Below are 22418 nucleotides of genomic sequence, written 5' to 3'. Positions count from 1 at the left end.
CGAGGATTACGGCGCGGCCGATTCCGCGGGCTTCGGCGCCGCCGCTGCTTCGGCCGCCGCCTCGTCGCGCTCGGCTTGCCGGCGGCGCTCGGACAGCAGACGCTGATAGAAGAACGCCCGTTCATGAATGTCGAATTCATAGGCCTCGATGCGCGCGATCTCGCGCTGGATCGCGCGGTTCGCCAGCGCGTTGGCGAGCGCGGCCGCGTCGATTTCGACCGAGGGCGCGCCAGCGAGCCCCTTAATCGTCGCCACGATCTGCGGCGGCGCGCCGCTCCATCCCTTCGGCGGCGCCGGATCGACGAGCGTCAGGCGTTGCGTTAGCAACGCGCGGCGGAAGTCGAACGAGGCGGAAAATCCCGACTGATCCGGTTGTGGCGGCTTTGACGCCAGCGTCAGCACGCCGGAGGCGATCGCGATGTCGAAAGCTCTGTCGCCCGCCTGCAAATCGCCGCGCTTCAATTCGCTCGCAAGGGCCGCCGCAATCTGTTTTGCGCCGAGCTCATGGCCGTCCTCATCGAATTTGGCGACAATCCGGGGCAGGGCGCCGGGATCGATGCGGGGGATGACAAGATCGGCGATTGCGGTTTTGCCTGAGCCGGCGACGGCGCCCGCGAGCCCGTCCGCGCTTCTGCCGCTCCCGGCCGCCTCGATCGAGGCGTCGAGACGCCCGCGCGCTGAGGGCAGATCGAGCGCTACATTTTTCAGATCGAGCCGCGTTGCGAGCGAGGCTTCGGAGCCTGATCGGCGCAGCTTGAGATCGCCGGACGCCTGCCCGCCAGCGAGATCGAGAGTGAAGTCTTCAAGGTCGAGACGCCCCTGCGACATGACCAAAGTCGCTTTGAGATTTTTGCCAAGGCCGGCGCCGGGCGCGAGCGGTGCGCCGAGCGGAGCTTCCCGCGCCGTCAGCGCGATGCGTGCGCTCGGCAGATCAAACGCCGGCGGCGCGAAAGCGAGGCTTGACCAGAGAGCGCCGCCCTTGGCGGGTTCGGGTGGTCCGAGCACGAGGGCGAATAGCGCCGCCGCAGGCAGCCTGTCCGCCGCGAGGTCGCCGATGAGTCGCGGTTGCGCTTTGGCGTCATAGGCAAGCGAACCGGCAAAGGACGACCCGGCGATATTAGCCTTGAGGCTATCGAGTTTCACCTCGCGCGCCGTCAGCGTCAGATCGCCCGAGACGGCGGCCGGGGTCTTCGCGGCAAAATCCGGAAAAACAAGGCCTGCCGCCCGCAAAAAAGGCGCGGCGTCGGGCGCCGTGAAGGAAATTGCTCCGATCGCGGAAGGGTCAAAAAGATCGGCTCCGACGCGCCCGTCGAAGCTCAATCGGGCTTGGCCGAGGACGGCCGAAATCACCGCGGCCTGTGTCGCCTCATGGGGCGAGCCGCGCGCCTTCAGCTCGATATGGGCGCGGCCGGGATTGTCGGCCGCAGTGGCGGCAAGCCCGGCAAGGCGCATGAGCGGCAGGCTGTCGCGGGCGTCGAGGATAGCGGATAGCCTCAGCTCCTCGCCCTTGTCCGGATCGCCATTGATTGTCGCGGCGATCGTCGCGCCGCCGATCGATCCTTTCGCGGTGAGTGTTTTCAAGGCGAAAGCCGACTGCCTCTGCGCGGCTTCGGCAAAGAGTTTGAGATCGACCGGCGTCAGCGCGTCCGCCCGCGACAGCAGGGCGTTCGCCGGGGCCCCTGGAGCGATTTTCGCCAAGGCCGCCGCTATCCCGAAACCACGCGGCGCGCTCAGCACGGCGTCGAGGCGGGCGTTCTGGCTGGACAGCAGTCCGCTCGCGGCGGCCATCGCCCCATCCGGTCCCTCGAAAGTCAATTGATCGAGCTCAATGCGATCGCCTGTCTTGTTGATCGAAAGACCGAGCGCGCCCGCCGGGGCGAACGCGCCGAAACGCACGGCGGCGGCCTCGAATTTTAGCGACCCGTCGAGGTCGCTCACTGCGCGCGACGCGGCGCCCCCTGCATAGGCGTTGGCGACAGCCGCAAGGTCGAGGGAGCGGGTGGAAAGATCGGCCTCGATGCGCGCCGGCCTTGTGGCGAGCTTGCGCCAATAAGACAATTGACCTGAAAGATGTGAATCATCGAGCGCAAGGTCGAGATCGCGCAATTCAATCGCCTGCGATGTAATGCGCGTCGCAGCGCTGAGATCGATTGCAGAAAAGGCAATGTCGTCGAAAGCCCCGCCCATTGGCCATGGCGCTGCCGCCGCTTGCGCGCCAAAGGCCCGCTCGAACCAGGGCTTCAGCCAGCCTGCATCCTCCGTGCCGGCGCTGAATTTACCGTCGAATTCAGGCGCCCCGCCGAAGCGCGCCGCGCCATCAACGAAGAGCCGGGAGCTTTTCGGTCCGCGCGCCTCGAGGCGCAGCCAGACGCCCGGCGTCGCGCCGGGGTCCTCGGCCTTCTTGCCAAACACGATATTGGCGCCAATGTCGGCGAAACCGGCCCCGCCCCAGGTCAGCGCCTTGGCTTTGTAATTCACGACGAACGGCAAAGGAGGCGGCGGAAGCGCGGCCAGCTCCGCTGCGGCCCGGCCGCTGGAGAGAAGGTCCACGTCGACCCGGTCGGAAGACAGCGTCAGGCTCGCCTTAGGAGCCCCCGAAAAATCAAGCTCCCCTACGCCCTTTGCCGTCGCCGAGTTGGGCTCCTCGCCGAGCGTCGCTTCGATCTCGTCAAACGCCGCTCGTTGCGGCGTCAGCGTCAGTTGGCTCAGCGTCCGCAAGGCGGGGTCGGCGCTTTGCAGCCGCAGCGCCCCGGCGAGCTTTTGCGCCTCGGGCGTTAATGTAAGGCCGCCCTCGAAGGACAGCGCGCCGCGTGACGGCGCCTCCGCCGAAAGCTTCAGCTTCATCTCGCCGGCTTCGGCCGCGCCGGTCAGAAACTGAAAGGAAAACCGTCCGTCTGGGAGAGGCGCCGAGCCATGGCCTTTGAAGGGGCCGTAAAGCGATCCGGCTTCCGCTTCAAGATCAAGGCCGCCGAGCTCAAAGCGGCGGTTTCGCGTCGGATCGTCGATGAGAAGCGAGCCGCCCGTCGCCTTGATCCGCTGAAACCGCACGTTTCGGGCCAAAGGGCTGTCTTTTAGCGTGAGCGCCGGCGCTCCGTCTGGGCCAAGCGAAACCTCAAGGCGGGGGTTCTCGATTGCCGCCTCGACAAATTCCACCTCGCCGCGCAGCAAGGGCGCAAAAGCGATTTCGAGCCGCATTTTGCTGGCGGACGCGCGCCAGGACGCGGGGCCCTCCGGGCCTTTGACGGATATATCGCCAACGACAAAATAGGGTGTCGGCAGCAGCTTCAGGTCGATTGGACCAGCAATTTCCGTCTGCCTCCCGATCGCCGCGCTGAGCCGCGATTGGATCAAGCCGCGCTCCGCGCTCCAGTCGACGAGATAGGGGCCGACGAGCGCCGCGGTGAGAACGAGGATCACGCCTATGGCGAAGACGGTCAGGCTATCGCGCAAATCGGTCTCGTCGTTCGGGAAGCCGGATTGATCCTGTCCGATATAGGCAAAGACGGGCCGCGTCTCATCCAAATTCAGCGCATCCATCCGGGTCAGAAAGCCCATGCGGGGCTCCATTCATCCTCGCCTCGACAGGGGAAGCCTCAGGCCCCACATTGGGACATCAGCAGGATCTGCGGGCCTGGGCAGCGTCCCGCCTTATGCTCTTGAGCCGCCGCGATATAAGTTAGCGCGACAAGCTGAAATGATTCGGGGCGGGCGCCGCGCGCCGCCCGAACGCCGCAACGCCTTCGGAGCCGCAAAAATTTGACCGATCCTTTTTCGCTCTCCGAGACCGATGCGCCGGCGCCGCAGCCCGGCGGCATCGCCGCGCGCGCTCGGGCGGCGGCGGGCGGACGGCGCTATCTCGACGGTCTGAACCCTGAGCAGCGCGCCGCCGTCGAGGCGATCGACGGTCCGGTTCTCGTGCTGGCCGGCGCCGGCACGGGCAAGACGCGCGTGCTGACGACGCGCATCGCCCATATTCTCGCCGAGGGCCGGGCGCGCGCGCATGAAATTCTCGCCGTGACCTTCACCAATAAGGCCGCGCGCGAAATGCGCGACCGCGTCGCCCTTCTCGCCGGCCCTGTGGGCGAAGGCATGCCCTGGCTCGGCACCTTCCACGCCATTTCGACCAAGATCCTGCGCCGCCACGCCGAACTCGTCGGGCTGAAGTCGAGCTTTACCATTCTCGACACGGACGATCAGATTCGCCTCCTGAAGCAGGTTCTGAAGGCCGAAGACATCGACGACAAGCGCTGGCCGGCGCGCTCGCTCGCCTATCAGATCGACGCGTGGAAAAATCGCGGCCTCGATCCGGCCCATGTTCCAGCCGGGGAGGCGGCTGCTTTCGCCAATGGCAAGGGCGGCCGGCTCTATGCGCTCTATCAGGAGCGCCTCAAGATCCTCAACGCGGCCGATTTCGGCGATCTACTGCTCGAAACCTTGCGGCTCTTCAAGGAAAACCCCGACGTCCTGAAGCAGTATCAGGACCGCTTCAAATATATGCTCGTCGATGAATATCAGGACACCAATACGGTCCAATATCTCTGGCTGCGGCTGCTGGCGCAGGGCCGACACAATGTCTGCTGCGTTGGCGACGACGACCAGTCGATCTATGGCTGGCGCGGCGCCGAGGTTGATAATATTTTGCGGTTTGAGAGCGATTTTCCCGGCGCGAAGGTGATCCGGCTCGAACGTAATTACCGCTCGACCGGGCATATCCTCGCTGTCGCCGCCGGCCTCATCGCGCATAATCAGGGTCGGCTCGGCAAGACGCTATTCACCGACGACGAAGCCGGGCTGATGCCGACGGTCACCGGCGTCTGGGATTCGGAAGAAGAGGCGCGCGGGATCGGCGAGGAGATCGAGCAACTGGCGCGCAAGGGCCACGCTTATGACGAGGTCGCGATCCTCGTGCGCGCCTCGTTCCAGATGCGCGAATTCGAGGAGCGCTTCATCACGCTCGGGCTGCCCTATCGCGTCATCGGCGGCCCGCGCTTTTATGAGCGCGCCGAAATCCGCGACGCGCTCGCCTATCTCCGCTGCGTCGCCCAGCCGGCCGATGATCTCGCCTTCGAACGCATCTACAACACGCCACGGCGCGGCCTTGGCGAGAGCACGCTGCAACAGCTGCATGAATATGGCCGGCTGCAGCGGGTTCCGCTCATCGAGGCCGCGCGCTTCATGATCGAAACCGATGAGATCAAGCCGAAGCAGCGCCAGGCTTTGCGCGATCTTCTGGCGAATTTTTCGCGCTGGGCTTCGCTGATCGGCGAGAAGCCGCATGGCGAACTCACAGAAATGATTCTGGAGGAATCCGGCTATACCGACATGTGGCGCAAGGACCGCACCGCCGAGGCGGCGGGACGGCTCGAAAATCTGAAAGAGCTCGTCCGCGCCATGGAAGAGTTTCCGGACCTTGCCGCCTTCCTCGAACATATTTCGCTGGTGATGGAGGCCGAGACGAAGGACGCCGGCCCCCGCGTCTCGATCATGACCTTGCACGCGGCCAAGGGCCTCGAATTCGAAACGGTTTTTCTGCCCGGCTGGGAGGAGGGGCTGTTTCCGCATCAGCGCTCGCTCGATGAATCCGGCAGGGCGGGGCTCGAGGAGGAGCGCCGCCTCGCCTATGTCGGGATCACGCGCGCAAGGCGGCGTGCGAAAATCTATTTCGCCACCAACCGCCGCATCCATGGCCTGTGGCAAACGACGATTCCCTCACGATTTCTCGATGAGCTTCCGCCCGATCATGTCGAGGTGGTCGAGGCGGCGACGGGCGCGGCCTATGGCGGCTATGCGCAATCGCGCTTCGCCAATATGGATAGTTTCGGCTCGACCTATGGCACACCCGGCTGGCGCCGTGCGCAGCGCCGCACGGAGGAGACGCGCGCCGAAAGCGGCGCCTCAAGCGGCGGCGGCTTTGCGCGCAAAACGTCGCAACGCGGGCCGATGCAGATCGAGGGCGAATTGATCGCAAAATCGAGCGCGTCATCGGCCTTTGCAAAGGGCGCGCGCGTATTCCACCAGAAATTCGGCTATGGCGCAGTGGCCGCGGTCGACGGCAACAAGCTGACGGTGGATTTCGACAAGGCTGGACGCAAAATGGTGTTGGAGAGCTTTGTCGAGGCGAAGGGGTGATCGTGGAGAAAACGACGGCGCAATAAGCGCCGCCGTTCCCCGTTGTTCGATGCCTAGTGTCCGCGGCGGCGATCGACGTGCTTGTCGATCCAGTCGAGCACCACATCCGCGACGTCGAGGTTGTTCTTGTCGATCATCATCATGTGGCTGTTGCCGCGGATTCCGATGTCAGGCAAATGAATGAAGGTGATGTCGCCGCCGGCCTGTTTGATCGCCTTTGCATAGGCCTGACAATTGTTGAAGCTGCTGACCCAGCTTCCCACAAGATGATCGCCATACATGACCAGCTGCGGAATGGTCGCGAGGATCTTGATTTGAGCGGGCGTCAACGGCAGCGTGCTGGGGTTGGTCGTGGTGCACGATCCGCCCGGCTCGATGGAGACCATTCCCTTGATGTTGGCGGTGCTGACGAGCGCCGCGTTTTGCGGGAAGAATCCGGATTCCGAATGGCCGATGATCACGGCGCCGCCGGCCTTGATAGCCAGCGCGGAGAGGTTGTTATAAGTGGGATTTGGCGTCGGCGGGAAGTCGGGACCGAGGAAGCCATTCAGGTCCGGGATCATCTGCTTGTAGAATTCGTCCACATATTTGACCGGGAATTTTTCATCCGGATAGGGAACGCCTACAGTCGCGCCAAAGCGGAATGATGTGTAGGCGTCCTCGTGGCCGATCGCAAGGATGAATGGAATATCCTTGGCGGTTTTCCCGTCGAGCCCGAGTTTGATCTCGTTCAGGATCGTCGGATCGAACCCGGAGCGTCCGCGCGAAACCTGATCCGGCAGAAAGACGGCGTGCTTGTTGCGGACGAAATATTCATCCCATCCCTGTCGGCCGTCGGGCGTCTCCTGCCATGATTTCGCGCTGAGGCAACAGCCGTGAATCATGATCACAGGCGTTTTCGACTGCCCGGACACTTTCGGATACATGTATTGCACATACATCTGGTTGATTGTGATCGTGCCGGCGCCGGGCGCGCCTGAGGTGACGGCGTCCGTCACGCGGTTCTCGCCGCCGACGAAAAAGCTGCCCTGCGACATCAGGACCAGCGGCTCCCGGCCATTATAAAATTGCGCAGAGGCGCGAGAAGCGCCTGCAAAGCTCGACGCCATTAGCGCCGCCGCGACCGCGACGCCCTTTGTAAGACCGGCAGATTTGGACATTTTTTCCCCATAGGCGCGCGCTCGCTCCAACTTTGGCGAGCGGCTTTGTTATGAGGGCGATGCAAAGTGGCGCCCCGCACGGTTCGTGTCAATGCGAGCGGAGCGGGTTTTCAGATTGGCGTTACGCTGACGCGAAACGCTAAGGCCTCGGCCCCAGGCCGCCGAATGGCGCGCCCCTTGGCGGCTCCAGCGGCGGCGCTTCGGGCGCGGGCGTCCGTATGGGGCCTCGCGGCTGCCTCGGATCGCGCAGCGCGCGCATCGCCGCAAGTTCAGCACGGTGCGCGAAAACGACAGCGACGCCGGCCTCGCAGGTCGACTGGAACGACGTCGCCGCGGCGTCTTTGCGCTGCGCAAAACGGCGGGCGCAGGAATCGCGCGCCGCGTGATAGGCCTTGAAGGTCGGCTCATCGAGCGCCGGCACGAAAATCTTCTCGCATTTGTCCACCACGATCTGAGCGAATTTTGCGTCACCATTGGTATTGGACCGGCAGACATTCATGATTTCATAGGCCTGCGCGCAGCTTGGAGCGTCCTGCGCCGCCTGCGCAATCAGCGCGGGATCGCGGTCTTCGACGGGGCATTTGACGAGCGTCTGGCCGTGTGAAAGCGAGGCTGCAACGAGAAAAAGCAGCGCGGCCAAGGGCGCGCTCTTTGATATTGGCGTCATCATCTAGCCGAACAGTTTTGCGACGGCGGCCGATAGATCGTCTTCGATCGACGTCGGCGGCTCGGCAAGACGTTCCTCCTGGCCCGGACGATATTTGCCCGTGCGCACCAGGACGCCCATCAGCCCGGCGGCCATGGCGCCGCCGACATCCGATTCCGCGTCATCGCCGATCATTGCGACATCTTCCATATCGAGCCCCATACTTTCCACCGCGAGCTTGAAGAAGGCGGGCGCGGGCTTGCCGAGCACCAGCGGTTTCTTGCCCGAGGCAAATTCGAGCGCCGCGACGAAAGGCCCGGCGTCGAGGCTGAGATCGCCGTCAGAATCGAGAAAATTCCGGTTGTTGGCTAGGGCGAAGAATTCGGCGCCATGCAGAAGGGCGCGAAAGGCGCCGTTCAGCGATTGATACGAGAACGCCTCGCCGGCGTCTCCGACCACGACGGCTGTTTGTCCTTGTTGCGGCAGGCCGGTAAAATCCTCGCCAAGGTCGGGATGCACGATCAGGAGCGGCGCGAGGCCGCGCTCGGTGAGGAGATCGCGGGCGATGCGCGCCGGCGTGAAAATCTCGCCGTCTGCGATCTCGAGCGGCAAGCGGCGCAGATCCTCGAGGATGCGGCGGCGCGGGCGGCGCGTGGTGTTCGTCACAAATCGGACCGGAATGTCGCGCTCGCGCAGGCGGCGCACCGCCTCGATCGATCCCGCGATGGGCCGGGCGCCGACGCAAATGACGCCGTCGATGTCGAGAAGAACCCCGGCGGGCGTTTTGGCGATGAGGCTCTGGGCTGGCGGCACATGCGCCTCTTGTGTCTGGCAGATCGGCGCTTTTCGGCGGTTCCGGCGCGAAAATAGCAATTTACGGCGATGCAGCAATTGCGCCCGTTCGACCGGCGCTTTTTATGTCATGGATGTTCAAATAGATATCGGGATAAGCTGCCGACGTCTTATCCTCAATATGAAGGCTTTCCGCGCGCCATGGCCGACGACGACACGCCGGAACAGATTGACCAGCTGCTGACGAGCCCTCAGCTTGCAGAGGCGCTCGAAAGCGAGCAGTTCCGGCGCTTTCTCGATCAGGCGCCGATCGCGCTCGTCGCCTCCGACATGCGCGGCGAGGAACGCATCGTCTACGCCAATCCGGAGTTCGAGAAAATCTCCGGCCAGTCGCCGAGCGAACTCGAAGGCCAGCCGTGGAGCGCCCTGCGCGGACGCATGATCGAGTCGAACGTCGCCCTCGGCGAGGCCATCGTCGCCGGCGCCGACTATCTCGGCAGCTCTGCGATCGAGCCGCCAGGGGCCGAGGTGACGATCATCGATATCTATGCAAATGTCATCGAAGATGACGACGGAGCCGCCATCTTCCGGCTCGCTTCCTTCGCGCCCAACCGCGCCGCGCAGGAAAGCGACCGCGAGGCTCTCGCCAATCAGCTGCGCGACAAGGACATGGCGCTGAAAGAAATTCAGCACCGCGTCCGCAATAATCTGCAGATGATCGCCGCTCTGATTCGATACGAGGCGCGGATCGCTGGCGATAGCGCGGCGCGCGGCCCGTTCGACAAGATCGCTGGCCGGATCGAGGCGCTTCAACTGCTTTATCGGTCCATGGCCGACGACGCGCTTGGGCAGGAAGTCGACCTTGGCTCCTATCTCAGTCAGATCGCCTCGCATGTCATGCGGGCGCACGCGCGCGAAGGCATCACTCTTGACCTAAAGGTCGACGCCTATCCGGTCTCCGTCAATGTCGCCATGCCGACCGGCCTTGTCGTCAACGAACTCATGACCAACGCGCTCAAACACGCCTTTGCCGAGCGCGAGGGCGGCACCATCTCGCTGCAATTTCACGTCGACGCCTCCGGGTGCCGTATCGAGATCTCCGATGACGGGCAGGGACTGCCAGAGGGCGTCGAATGGCCGAGGCGCGGCAAGCTCAGCGAATTGATCGTCCGCTCGCTTCGGCAAAACGCCGGGGCCCAGATGATCGTTGAATCCAAGCCCGGCGAGGGACTGCGGGTGATCATCATTTTTACGCGGCAGGCCGCCTCCGTCGAGGCTGACGCGTCGCAATCGGCCGCCGACTGAAGCGGCTATTTGGTCTCGGAGAGGCGCAGGATCTCGCGGCCGTCCGCGTCGCGCAGGAACAGCAGGCCGCGCTGCTCGTCGCGGGTCCATTGGCGCGCGTCGTCGAGCGCCTCGAAAAATTTCCGCTCCTGATCGCCGATGGCGCCGGGGCAGGCCATCCGGGTCGAGACCAGCGGCCCGAAGGCAATCGCGGCGCCGGCGATTTTGGCGGCGCCCTGGAATCGGTTGCATCCGCCGGAGCCGGACGCCCGTCCGGCGGGCGAGATGTCGAGAGTCGTTCGGCTCCGGTCGATCACGCCCGCGCCCCGGATGTCTTCGGCCAGCCAGGAGCCGAACGGGCCCTCCGGCGCCGCCGCGGCAAGGCGCAGCGCTGACAGCAGAAAGACGCTGGTCAAAGCGGCGACCTTGAAGATTGAGTGCGAGGCCAAGCAGATTCTTCCGAATTCGCCAAGATGAGTGGAATTTGAGTCTAGAGCGCGGCGGCGGCGGTTCACGCCCGACTTTAAATAATGCGGCTTTGCTTGTTTTTAGAGGTCGGGCGGCATAAGTTCCGCACAGAAATCATGCGCCGTCAGGCTTGAAACAGAGGTTCGCCGTGGGAAGTCTTTCGATCTGGCACTGGCTTATCGTTGGCGCGGTGGTATTGCTCGTTTTCGGGGGGAAGGGCAAAATCTCCGACATCATGGGCGATGTCGCCAAGGGCATCAAATCCTTCAAGAGGGGCCTCTCGGAGGACGAAGAAAAGGCCGAGGCCAAGCCTGTCGGCGAGCCTTCGCTGCGCAGCCTCGACCATCAGGGCGCCGGGGATCCTCTCAAGACGCCGGACGCCCGCAAAATCGGCTAAACCCTCCGAGCCGGAAACGGCCGGGCGGGAATGCGTGACGTGAAGCAGCAGTCGGTTCCGGCGCCGGCGCAGGTGCGCCGGGCTTCGGCGCGGGAATTTATGTGAGCGATCCTCCCGCATGTTCGATTTCGACGCCGGCAAACTCATCATCATCGCCATTGTGGCCCTGATCGTCATCGGCCCCAAGGATCTGCCGCGCGTCTTGCGCCAGCTTGGCCAGGCGGTCGGCAAAATGCGGCGGATGGCCAGCGAATTCCAGGGCCAGTTCATGGAGGCGATGCGCGAGGCAGACGTCGCGGACGCCAAGGCGGAAGTCGAAAAGCTCGCCAAGAGCGCACAGCTCGACACGCCTTTCGACCCTCTCGCCGATATCCGCAACGAGCTTAAGGGCGCGATCGACAAGCCGGCCTCCGCGCCGCTTGGCGGTCCGATCACGCCCGATCACGCCGCGCCCTCACTTACCGCGCCCGGACTTACAGCGATCGCCCCGGCGGCGGCCGGGTCGCTCGGCGTCCTGGGCGAGGCCGAGCCCGAGGGCGGACTGGCGCGCGATGAAAGACAGCCGGACGAAGCGCACGCGCCCTCGCCGCCGCGATCCGGCGAAGGGCTCGACGCCGAGATGCGGGCTCTGGCTGACGCGCTCAAGGCGGAGATCGCGGCCCCGGCGGGGGCGGGCGCGTCCTTGCAGCCTTTGCCTCACGATCCGGCCTCTTCCAGGGAGCCGGCGTCAAATGACAAGGCTTAAGCCTCGCCGCGCGGCCACGCCCCGGCCGCAGTCAGACCGGCAAAACTACAGAAAATTCCGCCAGGGACTTCAGCGCCTATGACCGACGCCGACATCGAGGCGACGAAAGCTCCTCTTCTCGACCATCTGATCGAGCTGCGCTCGCGGCTGATCAAGGCGCTGGTCGCCTTTCTCGTGATGTTCGTCATCGCCTTCTTCTTCGCCAAGGACATTTATAATGTGCTGCTTGAGCCCTATCAGCGCGTTGCGGGGCCCGAGGCGACGCTGATCTATACGGCGCCGCAGGAGTATTTTTTCACGCAGATCAGGGTCGCCCTGTTCACCGCGGCGTTTTTGTCCTGCCCGATCGTGTTCTCGCAGCTCTACGCCTTCGTCGCCCCGGGGCTTTACAAGCACGAGCGCCGCGCCTTTGCGCCCTATCTTCTGGCGACGCCGATCTTCTTCGCTTTCGGCGCGATTATTGTCTTTTTCATCGTGATGCCGAATCTGTTGCATTTCTTTATCGGAATGCAACAGGCGAAGGAGCCGGGCAGGGCTCAGATCGAGCTGTTGCCGCGCGTCAGCGAATATCTCTCGCTGATCATGACCTTGATCTTCGCCTTTGGCGTGACGTTTCAGCTGCCGGTGGTGATCACCTTGCTGGGGCAGGTCGGCATCGTCGATCAGGCGTTTTTGCGCGACAAGCGCCGCTATGCGATCGTGCTGGTCTTCATCATATCGGCGATCCTGACGCCGCCCGATATTTTTTCGATGCTCGCGCTTGCCGCGCCGGCGCTGCTTCTCTACGAGCTTTCGATCTTGGCCGTTGGCGTGATCCAGAAAAGGCAAGTCGCGGAGCGCGCAGCCGGCGAAACGCCCGGAAGCTAAGCGCAAGAACGCCCAAAGTTCCGTGCGAGCGAAGCGGTTCGCAAAGCGATCGCAATGGAAGAGGGCGAGCGGAGCGAGGGTTAGAGAATACGTCTCCGAACCACAATGGTCCAATACGGAGGCCCTCGCCCTTCGAGACGCGGGCTTCGCCCGCTCCTCAGCATGAGGGGCGTAGCAATGCGGAATCGAGTTTATGTACGATATCAAATGGATTCGCGACAATCCTGAGGTCTTCGATCAGGGGCGCAAGCGGCGCGGACTGGAGCCTCTCGCCGCGCGCCTGCTTGAGCTTGACGACGCCCGTCGCGGCGCAATCGCGAAATTGCAGGTGGCGCAGGAGCGCCGCAACGCCGCCTCCAAGGAAATCGGTCAGGCGATGGCCGCGAAGGATCAGGCGAAAGCCGACGCCCTCATGGCCGAAGTGTCCGCCTTGAAGCGCGACCTACCCGAACTTGAGGCGGCCGAGCGCGCCGCCGCGGCTTTGCTGGACAAGGCCTTATCCGAAATTCCCAATCTGCCGCTTGAAGAGGTTCCCTTCGGCCGCGACGAAAACGACAATCGCGAGCATCACACGTTTGGTGAGAAGCCGCGCTTTTCCTTCGACCCCGCCGAGCATTACGAGCTTGGCGAGACCTTGGGGCTGATGGATTTCGAGACGGCCGCAAAGCTGTCGGGCGCGCGGTTTGTGGTCAACAAGGGCCCGCTGGCGCGGCTGGAGCGGGCGCTTGGCGCCTTCATGCTCGACCTGCACACGGGCGAGCACGGCTATACTGAGGTCAATCCACCGATTCTGGTCCGCGATGACGCGATGTTCGGCACGGCGCAGCTGCCGAAGTTCGAAAATGACCAATTTTGGGCTCGTCCAGGGGCGCATCCTCTTTTGATCGATATGTTCGGTAGGGAAGAGGCTGAGGAAATGAAGAAAAACAGGCTTTGGCTCATCCCCACCGCGGAAGTCCCACTCACCAATCTCGTTCGTGAATCGATTCTCGACGAAAAACAGCTGCCCCTCCGCTTTACCGCCTCAACGCCCTGTTTTCGCGCCGAGGCCGGCTCGGCCGGGCGCGATACGCGCGGCATGATTCGCCAGCATCAGTTCACCAAGGTGGAACTCGTCTCAATCACGACGCCGGAACAGGCGCTGGCCGAACATGAGCGCATGCTCAGCTGCGCCGAAGAGGTGTTGAAGCGGCTGAAGCTGCCCTATCGCGTCGTCACGCTCTGCACCGGCGACATGGGCTTCGCCTCGCAAAAAACCTATGACATCGAGGTTTGGCTGCCGGGACAGGACCGCTACCGCGAAATCTCCTCCGTCTCGGTCTGCGGCGACTTTCAGGCGCGGCGGATGAACGCGCGCTATCGTCCCGAAGGAGCCAAGAACACGCGTTTCGTCCATACGCTGAATGGTTCGGGCGTCGCCGTCGGACGCGCGCTGGTGGCTGTTCTTGAGAATTACCAGACGGAGGACGGCTCTATTATTGTCCCGGACGCGCTGGCTCCCTATATGGGCGGGATCACCCGCATCGAAAAACCTGCGCTCGAAAGACCAAACTCGGAAAAACCGGTCTCGCGCGCATGATTTTCCTCTGCATGAGGGGTTGACGGGCAAGTCTGACCTCTCTAAGTTCCGCCCACCTCAGGCAGGCAGTAGGTTTTTGTGTTCAGGACGTCGCGTCCGGAACCTTTCGAAACCTAAACGCTGCCGGATCTAGCGACTGAAATGTCCAAAACGATCCTTGGCTCGCGCCTTGGATCTTTAGAAGCAAGACCGTGGTTTCGCCGCGGTCCTCTGCGCGCACCCAGCGCCGAAGGCCGGAACCGGCTCTTGGCGCTGACTTTTTCGCGTTTTTGCGCGCCAGCCGGCGGGCGGGCCGGAAATTCAGGCGAATTGCGCGGCTCCTTGCGGGGCGGCGCCGTTTGCCCTCTTTTGTTCGGGAAGACTTGAAGCATGCCGACGATCAGTCAGTTGATCCGCAAGCCGCGGCAGGAAAAAACCTACCGTGAGAAGGCCCGCCATCTCGGCGCGTCGCCGCAGAAGCGCGGCGTCTGCACCCGCGTCTATACGACGACGCCGAAGAAGCCGAACTCGGCGCTGCGTAAGGTCGCAAAGGTGCGTCTCACCAATGGCTTTGAGGTCATCGGCTATATTCCGGGCGAGGGCCATAATCTGCAGGAGCATTCGGTGGTTATGATCCGCGGCGGCCGCGTCAAGGATTTGCCCGGCGTGCGCTACCACATCCTGCGCGGCGTTCTCGACACCCAGGGCGTCAAGAACCGCAAGCAGCGCCGTTCGAAATATGGCGCGAAGCGGCCGAAGTAATTCGCCGCTTTGAGACGGCCGGCGCAAACAGCCGGCATGATGAATTAGACGTTTACCGGAGCCTACGATATGTCTCGCCGCCACAGCGCCGAAAAGCGGGAAGTCATCCCCGACGCAAAATTCGGGGACGTCATTCTCACGAAGTTCATGAACTCGATCATGTATGACGGCAAGAAGTCGGTCGCCGAGGCGATCGTCTATGACGCCTTCGACATTATCGAGCAGAAGGCCCGCACCGAACCGCTCGGCGTGTTCAAGCAGGCGCTTGAGAACGTCGCTCCGGCGATCGAAGTGCGCTCGCGCCGCGTCGGCGGCGCCACCTATCAGGTGCCGGTCGAAGTCCGCATGGAGCGCCGTCAGGCGCTGGCCATCCGCTGGATCATCACGGCCGCCCGCGGCCGCAACGACAAGACCATGGTCGACCGTTTGTCGGCCGAGCTGATGGACGCCGCCAACAATCGCGGCAACGCCGTCAAGAAGCGTGAAGACACGCACCGGATGGCGGAAGCCAACCGCGCCTTCTCGCATTACCGTTGGTAAGAGAATTAGCCTTCTTCTGAAGGGAATGGACTATGCCGCGCAGTCATAACATCGAGGACTACCGTAACTTCGGCATCATGGCCCACATTGATGCGGGCAAGACGACGACGACGGAGCGTATCCTCTATTATTCCGGCAAGTCGCATAAGATTGGCGAAGTGCACGACGGCGCTGCGACCATGGATTGGATGGAGCAGGAGCAGGAGCGCGGCATCACGATCACTTCGGCTGCGACGACCACCTTCTGGAACGGCAAGCGGCTGAACATCATCGACACCCCCGGCCACGTCGACTTCACGATTGAAGTCGAGCGTTCGCTGCGCGTGCTCGACGGCGCCGTATGTGTGCTTGACGGCAATCAGGGCGTCGAGCCGCAGACCGAGACCGTATGGCGTCAGGCCGATAAATATCACGTCCCGCGCATCGTGTTCGTCAACAAGATGGACAAGATCGGCGCCGATTTCTATCGCTGCGTCGACGAGATCAAGACCAAGGTCGGCGGCCGCCCGGTTTGCATCCAGCTTCCGATCGGCTCCGAATCCGATTTCAAGGGCATCATCGATCTCGTCCGCATGAAAGCAGTCGTCTGGCAGGACGAGGCGCTCGGCGCAAAATATAATGACGCCGAGATTCCCGCTGAGCTTCTGGCCAAGGCCGAGGAATACCGCCACATCCTGATCGAGACGGCGGTCGAACTCGACGACGACGTGATGTCGGCCTATCTCGACGGCGTGGAGCCGGACGAGGAGACGCTGAAGCGCCTCATCCGCAAGGCTGTCCGCTACATCACCTTCATTCCGATCCTTTGCGGCTCCGCCTTCAAGAACAAGGGCGTGCAGCCGCTGCTCGACGCGGTTGTCGACTATCTGCCCTCGCCGATCGATCGCGAGGCGATCAAGGGCGTCGACGTCGACACGGGCGAGGAAGTGCTGCGCATGCCGCGCGACGAAGATCCCTTCTCGATGCTCGCCTTCAAGATCATGGACGATCCTTTCGTCGGCACGCTGACCTTCGCGCGCGTCTACTCCGGCCATGTCGAATCCGGCACAACCGTGCTGAATTCGACCAAGGACAAGAAAGAGCGCATCGGCCGCATGCTGCTGATGCACGCCAACAATCGCGAAGACGTCAAGGAAGCCTATTCCGGCGACATCGTCGCGCTTGCCGGCCTCAAGGACACCCGCACCGGCGATACGCTGTGCGACCTCTCGAAGCCGGTCATTCTGGAGCGGATGGAGTTTCCCGAGCCCGTCATCGAGATCGCCATCGAGCCGAAGTCGAAGGCCGATCAGGAAAAGCTCGGCCTTGCGTTGGCCAAGCTCGCGGCCGAAGATCCGTCTTTCCGCGTTTCGACCGACCAGGAGTCCGGCCAGACAATCCTGAAGGGCATGGGCGAGCTCCATCTCGACATCAAGGTCGATATTCTGCGCCGCACCTACAAGGTCGACGCCAATATCGGCGCGCCGCAGGTCGCCTATCGCGAACGCCTCACCAAGCGCGTCGAGATCGACCATACGCATAAGAAGCAGACCGGCGGCACGGGCCAGTTCGCCCGCGTCATCATCGTCTTCGAGCCGAATGAGGCGGGCGCCGGAAACGTGTTTGAATCGAAGATAGTCGGCGGTTCGGTGCCGAAGGAATTCATTCCCGGCGTCGAGAAGGGCATCAACAGCGTCATGGGGTCGGGCATTCTCGCCGGCTTCCCGGTCGTTGACGTCAAGGCGACGCTCATCGACGGCGGCTTCCACGATGTCGACTCGTCCGTGCTCGCCTTCGAAATCGCGGCGAGAGCCGCGTTCCGCGAGGCGCTGCAGAAGGGCGGCTCGGTGTTGCTCGAGCCGATCATGAAGGTCGAGGTCACAACCCCGGAAGACTATACCGGCTCGGTCATGGGCGATCTGCTCGGCCGTCGCGGTCAGGTCCAGGGTCAGGACATGCGCGGCAATGCGGTTGTCATCAATGCGATGGTGCCGCTCGCCAACATGTTCGGCTACGTCAATCAGCTCCGGTCCTTCAGTCAGGGCCGGGCGAACTACACGATGCAATTCGATCACTATGAACAGGTCCCCGCGGGCGAAGCCGCGAAGGTCCAAGCGAAATACGCCTGAGCCGCGGTTGAAGCGCAAAGCGTTCTAGAGGAGCCACAAGATGGGCAAGGAAAAATTTCAGCGGAACAAGCCGCATTGCAACATCGGCACGATTGGTCATGTCGATCACGGCAAGACCTCGCTGACGGCTGCAATCACCAAGGTTCTCGCTGAAACCGGCGGCGCGACCTATACGGCCTATGATCAGATCGACAAGGCCCCGGAAGAGAAGGCCCGCGGCATCACGATCTCGACCGCTCACGTCGAGTACGAGACCAAGAAGCGCCATTACGCGCATGTCGACTGCCCCGGCCACGCCGACTATGTGAAGAACATGATCACCGGCGCCGCGCAGATGGACGGCGCGATCCTGGTCGTTTCGGCCGCCGACGGCCCGATGCCGCAGACCCGTGAGCATATTTTGCTTGCGCGTCAGGTTGGCGTGCCGGCGCTCGTCGTGTTCATGAACAAGGTCGACATGGTCGACGACGCCGAGCTTCTTGAACTCGTCGAACTCGAAGTTCGCGAGCTTCTCTCGAAGTATGACTTCCCCGGCGACGATATCCCGATCACCAAGGGATCGGCTCTCTGCGCCCTCGAAGGCAAGCAGCCCGAGATCGGCCATGACGCCGTGCTCGCGCTGATGGACACCGTCGACGCCTACATCCCGCAGCCCGAGCGTCCGATCGATCTGCCGTTCCTGATGCCGGTCGAAGACGTGTTCTCGATCTCCGGCCGCGGCACGGTCGTCACCGGCCGCGTCGAGCGCGGCATCGTCAAGGTCGGCGAGGAAATCGAGATCGTCGGCCTGAAGCCGACCGTCAAGACCGTCGTCACCGGCGTTGAGATGTTCCGCAAGCTGCTCGATCAGGGTCAGGCCGGCGACAACATCGGCGCGCTGCTGCGCGGCACGAAGCGCGAAGACGTCGAGCGCGGCCAGGTGCTTTGCAAGCCCGGCTCCGTGAAGCCGCACACCAAGTTCAAGGCTGAAGCCTACATCCTGACGAAGGATGAAGGCGGCCGCCACACGCCGTTCTTCACCAACTACCGGCCGCAGTTCTACTTCCGCACCACGGATGTGACCGGCGTCGTGACCCTGCCGGAAGGCACGGAAATGGTGATGCCCGGCGACAATGTGACGATGGACGTCGAACTCATCGCGCCGATCGCGATGGAAGAGAAGCTGCGTTTCGCCATCCGCGAAGGCGGCCGGACCGTCGGCGCGGGCGTGGTCGCTTCGATCACCGAGTAACGCTTTACGCGATCGGCCGGGCTTTGCCCGGCCAGCCGAGGCCGGCGCGCCGCGCCGGCCTTTAGAAGGCGCAAGGACAGACGAAGCCGGCGAGACGGGTTCTCCGACGCGGGCCGACAGGGATTGCATAGATGAACGGCCAGAATATCCGCATTCGCCTCAAGGCGTTCGATCATCGGATTCTCGACACGTCGACGAAAGAGATCGTCTCGACGGCGAAGCGGACCGGCGCGCATGTTCGCGGTCCTATCCCGCTGCCGACGAAGATCGAGAAGTTCACGGTGAACCGCTCGCCCCACGTCGACAAGAAGTCGCGCGAGCAGTTCGAGATCAGGACGCATAAGCGCGTGCTCGACATCGTCGATCCGACGCCGCAAACCGTCGACGCTTTGATGAAGCTGGACCTCGCCGCCGGCGTGGATGTTGAGATCAAGCTCTAGGCCCAACTGGTCGGGTCGGCTGGTCAGGAAAAGACGAACCCTTGTCGCTTGCGGGCTACGCGCCCCGCGTCCGGGATTTTGAGGATTAAACCATGCGGTCAGGTGTCATCGCACAAAAGCTCGGCATGACGCGCGTCTTCAACGACGGCGGCGAGCATGTGCCGGTCACGGTCTTGAAGCTCGACGGCTGCCAGGTCGTCGCGCATCGGACCAAGGAGCGGAACGGCTACACGGCGCTGCAGCTGGGTATCGGCCGCGCCAAGGTCAAGAACGTCTCGAAAGCCGAGCGCGGCCGCTTTGCGATCGCCGAAGTCGAGCCGAAGCTGAAGCTCGCCGAGTTTCGCGTCGAGGAGAGCGATCTCCTCCCCGTCGGGGCGGAGATCACCGCCGATCATTTCGTCGTCGGCCAGTTCGTCGATGTCACGGGAACGAGCATCGGCAAGGGCTTCGCCGGCCCGATGAAGCGCTGGAATTTCGGCGGCTTGCGCGCGACGCATGGCGTCTCGCTGTCTCACCGTTCGCACGGTTCGACGGGCGGTCGTCAGGATCCGGGCAAGACATTCAAGAACAAGAAGATGGCCGGCCACATGGGCGCGGAGCGCGTCACCACGCTCAATCTGAAGGTGGTGCAGCTCGACATTGAGCGTGGTCTGATCCTCGTCGAGGGCGCCGTCCCCGGCGTCGCCGGCGGATGGATTCAGGTGCGCGACGCGATCAAGCGGGCGCTGCCAAAGGATGCGCCGCAGCCCGGCAAATATCGCCTCGCCAACAGCGCCGCGCCTCAGCCGGCCGAGGCCGACGCCGCATCGGATACGGGAGCGCAAGCGTGAAGATCGACATTACTTCCCTCAACGGCGACAGCGCCGGGTCGATCGATCTCGACGATTCGATCTTCGGCCTTGAGCCGCGGCAGGATCTCATCGCCCGCATGGTGCGCTATCAGCTCGCCAAGCGGCGCGCCGGGACGCATAAGACCAAGGGCCGCGCGGAAATCGCCCGCACCGGCAAGAAGCTCTACAAGCAGAAGGGCACCGGTTCGGCCCGCCACGGCTCGGCCCGCGTGCCGCAGTTTCGCGGCGGCGGACGCGCCTTCGGTCCGGTCGTGCGCTCCCATGCGCATGATCTGCCAAAGAAGGTTCGCGCCCTCGCGCTGAAGCATGCGCTTTCGGCCAAGGCTCAGGGCGGCGGGATCATCGTGTGGTCGGACGCCAGCGCCACTGACGCCAAGACCAAGGCGCTGAAGGCGAGCTTCGCCAAGGCCGGCCTGCTCAGCGCCCTCATCATCGACGGCGCTGAGGTCGAGCAGAATTTCGCGCTCGCGGCTCGCAACATTCCGCAGATCGACGTCCTGCCGGTGCAGGGCATCAATGTGTACGACATTCTCCGCCGCGAAAAACTGGTCTTGACCAGAGCCGCGATCGACGCCCTGGAGGCGCGCTTCAAATGAGCTCGAAACTGGCGCTCGACGCGCATCATTACGACGTGATCATCGCCCCGGTCATCACCGAGAAGGCGACGCTCGCCTCCGAGGCCAACCAGGTCATCTTCAAGGTTCGCCGCACCGCGACGAAGCCGGAGATCAAGGCCGCGGTCGAACGCCTCTTTGAGGTCAAGGTCACCGGCGTCAATACGCTGATCCGCAAGGGCAAGCGTAAAGTGTTCAAGGGGACGCGCGGCGTTCAGTCGGATGTGAAGAAAGCGGTCGTGACCCTCGCCGAAGGTCACAAGATCGACGTCACGACCGGCCTTTAGAGTTCAGGACTTAAGGATAGACGCCTATGGCGCTGAAGACGTTCAACCCAGTCACGCCGAGCCTTCGCCAGCTCGTGATCGTCGACCGTAGCGACCTTTACAAGGGCAAGCCGCTCAAGCAGCTGACTGAAGGCAAGTCGTCGTCAGGCGGGCGCAACAACAATGGCCGCATCACCGTGCGTTTTCGCGGCGGCGGCCACAAGCAGACCTATCGCATCATTGACTTCAAGCGCCGCAAGCTCGACGTCGCGGCGAAGGTGGAGCGGATCGAATATGATCCGAACCGCACGTCCTTCATCGCTCTGATCCGTTACGCCGATGGCGAGCAGTCCTACATCATCGCGCCGCAGCGGCTTTCCGTTGGCGACGAGGTGGTGTCGTCGCAGCAGGCCGACGTCAAGCCCGGCAATGCGATGCCGCTCGCCAGCATGCCGGTCGGCACAATCGTGCACAACATCGAGATGAAGATCGGCAAGGGCGGCGCCATGGTGCGCTCCGCCGGAACCTTCGCTCAGGTGGTCGGCCGCGATCAGGGCTACGTCATCATTCGCCTCAATTCGGGCGAGCAGCGCCTCATTCACGGACAGTGTTTCGCGACGGTCGGCGCGGTGTCGAACCCGGACCACATGAACGCCTCGATCGGCAAGGCGGGACGCAGCCGCTGGCTTGGCCGCCGTCCGCATAACCGCGGCGTCACCATGAACCCGGTCGATCATCCGCACGGCGGCGGCGAAGGCCGCACCTCCGGCGGACGTCATCCGGTGACCCCCTGGGGCAAGCCGACGAAGGGCAAGAAGACGCGCTCGAACAAGTCCACCACGAAATTCATCGTGACCTCGCGTCACAAAAGCAAGAAGAAGGGCTGACCATGGCTCGCTCGATCTGGAAGGGCCCGTTCGTCGACGGCTATCTGCTCAAGAAGGCGGATGCCTCGCGCGCCACTGGCCGCTCCGAAGTCATCAAGATCTGGAGCCGCCGCTCCACCATCCTGCCGCAATTCGTCGGGCTGACGTTCGGCGTCTACAACGGCCACAAGCATGTCCCGGTCAATGTGACCGAGGAGATGATCGGCCATAAGTTCGGCGAATTTTCTCCGACGAGGACCTTCCACGGTCATTCGGCGGACAAGAAAGCCAGGAGAGGCTAATCATGTCCAAGGAGAAGACCCCCCGGGCGCTCAAGGATAATGAGGCGAAGGCTGTCGCGCGGATGCTGCGCATCAGCCCGCAAAAGCTCAACCTGCTTGCGCAGCTCATTCGCGGCAAGAAGGTCGAGCGCGCTCTCGCCGAGCTCGAATTCTCGCGCAAGCGGGCGGCCTTCGACGTCCGCAAGACGCTGGAGTCGGCCATCGCCAACGCCGAGAACAATCATAGTCTCGAAGTCGACGATCTCGTCGTCGCCGAGGCTTTCGTCGGCAAGGCGCTGGTGATGAAGCGCTTCAGTCCGCGGGCGCGCGGCCGGTCTGGCAAGATCCAGAAGCCGTTCTCGCATTTGACGATCGTGCTGCGCGAAGTCGCCGTAGCGGCGCAGGCCTGAGGA

Annotated in this window: 22 protein-coding genes; 17 read left to right on the top strand and 5 right to left on the bottom strand. The window is 63.3% G+C overall.

What is annotated here, in order from left to right; all coding sequences use genetic code 11:
• Positions 1-6: 6 nt before the first annotated feature.
• Positions 7-3555, bottom strand: a complete 3549-nt coding sequence (locus MSIL_RS03030) for an AsmA family protein (RefSeq protein ID WP_041367534.1) — start codon at positions 3553-3555, stop codon at positions 7-9.
• A gap of 201 nt (positions 3556-3756) precedes the next feature.
• Here MSIL_RS03030 and MSIL_RS03025 point away from each other — a divergent pair, with 201 nt between their 5' ends.
• On the top strand, positions 3757-6129 hold the full coding sequence (locus MSIL_RS03025) for an ATP-dependent helicase (protein ID WP_012589637.1): 2373 nt from the start codon (positions 3757-3759) through the stop codon (positions 6127-6129).
• A gap of 53 nt (positions 6130-6182) precedes the next feature.
• On the opposite strand, the gene MSIL_RS03020 is transcribed toward MSIL_RS03025, so the two are convergent.
• The 3 genes from MSIL_RS03020 to MSIL_RS03010 form a co-directional block, all read right to left on the bottom strand.
• Entirely contained in the window at positions 6183-7289 is a 1107-nt protein-coding gene (locus MSIL_RS03020; protein WP_012589636.1) for an alpha/beta hydrolase family protein, read from the bottom strand.
• Between the two features lie 139 nt (positions 7290-7428).
• Positions 7429-7929 (bottom strand): hypothetical protein, encoded by a 501-nt coding sequence (locus MSIL_RS03015; RefSeq protein ID WP_012589635.1) that lies wholly within the window; start codon positions 7927-7929, stop codon positions 7429-7431.
• Between the two features lie 30 nt (positions 7930-7959).
• Entirely contained in the window at positions 7960-8748 is a 789-nt protein-coding gene (locus MSIL_RS03010; protein WP_012589634.1) for a TIGR01458 family HAD-type hydrolase, read from the bottom strand.
• A 180-nt stretch (positions 8749-8928) separates the two neighbouring features.
• On the opposite strand from MSIL_RS03010, the gene MSIL_RS03005 reads away from it, so the two are divergent.
• Positions 8929-10032, top strand: a complete 1104-nt coding sequence (locus MSIL_RS03005; protein ID WP_012589633.1) for a sensor histidine kinase — start codon at positions 8929-8931, stop codon at positions 10030-10032.
• A gap of 5 nt (positions 10033-10037) precedes the next feature.
• Here the strand turns inward: MSIL_RS03005 and MSIL_RS03000 are convergent, their stop codons facing one another.
• Entirely contained in the window at positions 10038-10460 is a 423-nt protein-coding gene (locus MSIL_RS03000; RefSeq protein ID WP_012589632.1) for an META domain-containing protein, read from the bottom strand.
• 167 nt (positions 10461-10627) lie between these two features.
• Here MSIL_RS03000 and MSIL_RS02995 point away from each other — a divergent pair, with 167 nt between their 5' ends.
• The 15 genes from MSIL_RS02995 (at position 10628) to rplV (ending at position 22415) form a co-directional block, all read left to right on the top strand.
• Positions 10628-10876 (top strand): twin-arginine translocase TatA/TatE family subunit, encoded by a 249-nt coding sequence (locus MSIL_RS02995; RefSeq protein ID WP_012589631.1) that lies wholly within the window; start codon positions 10628-10630, stop codon positions 10874-10876.
• A gap of 118 nt (positions 10877-10994) precedes the next feature.
• The gene (tatB, locus tag MSIL_RS20000) at positions 10995-11621 is read left to right on the top strand and encodes a Sec-independent protein translocase protein TatB (RefSeq protein WP_012589630.1); all 627 of its coding nucleotides are present in this window, start codon (positions 10995-10997) and stop codon (positions 11619-11621) included.
• 78 nt (positions 11622-11699) lie between these two features.
• Complete coding sequence (gene tatC / locus MSIL_RS02985; protein WP_012589629.1) at positions 11700-12488, top strand: twin-arginine translocase subunit TatC; 789 nt, start codon at positions 11700-11702, stop codon at positions 12486-12488.
• Positions 12489-12681: 193 nt separating this feature from the next.
• Positions 12682-14067 carry a serine--tRNA ligase gene (serS, locus tag MSIL_RS02980; RefSeq protein ID WP_012589628.1) on the top strand — a complete coding sequence of 462 codons (1386 nt, stop codon included), beginning with the start codon at positions 12682-12684 and terminating at the stop codon, positions 14065-14067.
• A gap of 369 nt (positions 14068-14436) precedes the next feature.
• A complete protein-coding gene (gene rpsL / locus MSIL_RS02975; RefSeq protein WP_012589627.1) occupies positions 14437-14808 on the top strand; it encodes a 30S ribosomal protein S12 in 372 nt (123 codons plus the stop codon).
• Between the two features lie 69 nt (positions 14809-14877).
• On the top strand, positions 14878-15348 hold the full coding sequence (gene rpsG / locus MSIL_RS02970) for a 30S ribosomal protein S7 (RefSeq protein WP_012589626.1): 471 nt from the start codon (positions 14878-14880) through the stop codon (positions 15346-15348).
• A 32-nt stretch (positions 15349-15380) separates the two neighbouring features.
• Positions 15381-17456 (top strand): elongation factor G, encoded by a 2076-nt coding sequence (fusA, locus tag MSIL_RS02965; protein ID WP_012589625.1) that lies wholly within the window; start codon positions 15381-15383, stop codon positions 17454-17456.
• Positions 17457-17496: 40 nt separating this feature from the next.
• Positions 17497-18687, top strand: a complete 1191-nt coding sequence (gene tuf / locus MSIL_RS02960; RefSeq protein ID WP_012589624.1) for an elongation factor Tu — start codon at positions 17497-17499, stop codon at positions 18685-18687.
• Positions 18688-18818: 131 nt separating this feature from the next.
• Positions 18819-19127, top strand: coding sequence for a 30S ribosomal protein S10 (rpsJ, locus tag MSIL_RS02955; RefSeq protein ID WP_012589623.1), 309 nt, complete (start codon positions 18819-18821; stop codon positions 19125-19127).
• A 92-nt stretch (positions 19128-19219) separates the two neighbouring features.
• The gene (gene rplC / locus MSIL_RS02950; RefSeq protein WP_012589622.1) at positions 19220-19957 is read left to right on the top strand and encodes a 50S ribosomal protein L3; all 738 of its coding nucleotides are present in this window, start codon (positions 19220-19222) and stop codon (positions 19955-19957) included.
• Positions 19954-20574: a 50S ribosomal protein L4 gene (rplD, locus tag MSIL_RS02945; RefSeq protein ID WP_012589621.1), complete on the top strand. Its 621-nt coding sequence runs from the start codon at positions 19954-19956 to the stop codon at positions 20572-20574. Before rplC ends, rplD begins: the two co-directional genes overlap by 4 nt.
• Before the next feature lie 8 nt (positions 20575-20582).
• Positions 20583-20879 (top strand): 50S ribosomal protein L23, encoded by a 297-nt coding sequence (locus tag MSIL_RS02940; protein WP_041368379.1) that lies wholly within the window; start codon positions 20583-20585, stop codon positions 20877-20879.
• A 26-nt stretch (positions 20880-20905) separates the two neighbouring features.
• Complete coding sequence (gene rplB, locus MSIL_RS02935) at positions 20906-21745, top strand: 50S ribosomal protein L2 (RefSeq protein ID WP_012589619.1); 840 nt, start codon at positions 20906-20908, stop codon at positions 21743-21745.
• A 2-nt stretch (positions 21746-21747) separates the two neighbouring features.
• Entirely contained in the window at positions 21748-22026 is a 279-nt protein-coding gene (rpsS, locus tag MSIL_RS02930) for a 30S ribosomal protein S19 (RefSeq protein WP_012589618.1), read from the top strand.
• Positions 22027-22028: 2 nt separating this feature from the next.
• Positions 22029-22415 (top strand): 50S ribosomal protein L22, encoded by a 387-nt coding sequence (rplV, locus tag MSIL_RS02925; protein WP_012589617.1) that lies wholly within the window; start codon positions 22029-22031, stop codon positions 22413-22415.
• Positions 22416-22418 lie beyond the last annotated feature (3 nt).

The sequence above is a fragment of the Methylocella silvestris BL2 genome, from assembly GCF_000021745.1.
Lineage (GTDB): Bacteria > Pseudomonadota > Alphaproteobacteria > Rhizobiales > Beijerinckiaceae > Methylocapsa > Methylocapsa silvestris.
This window is presented reverse-complemented; position numbering and strand designations above follow the sequence as displayed.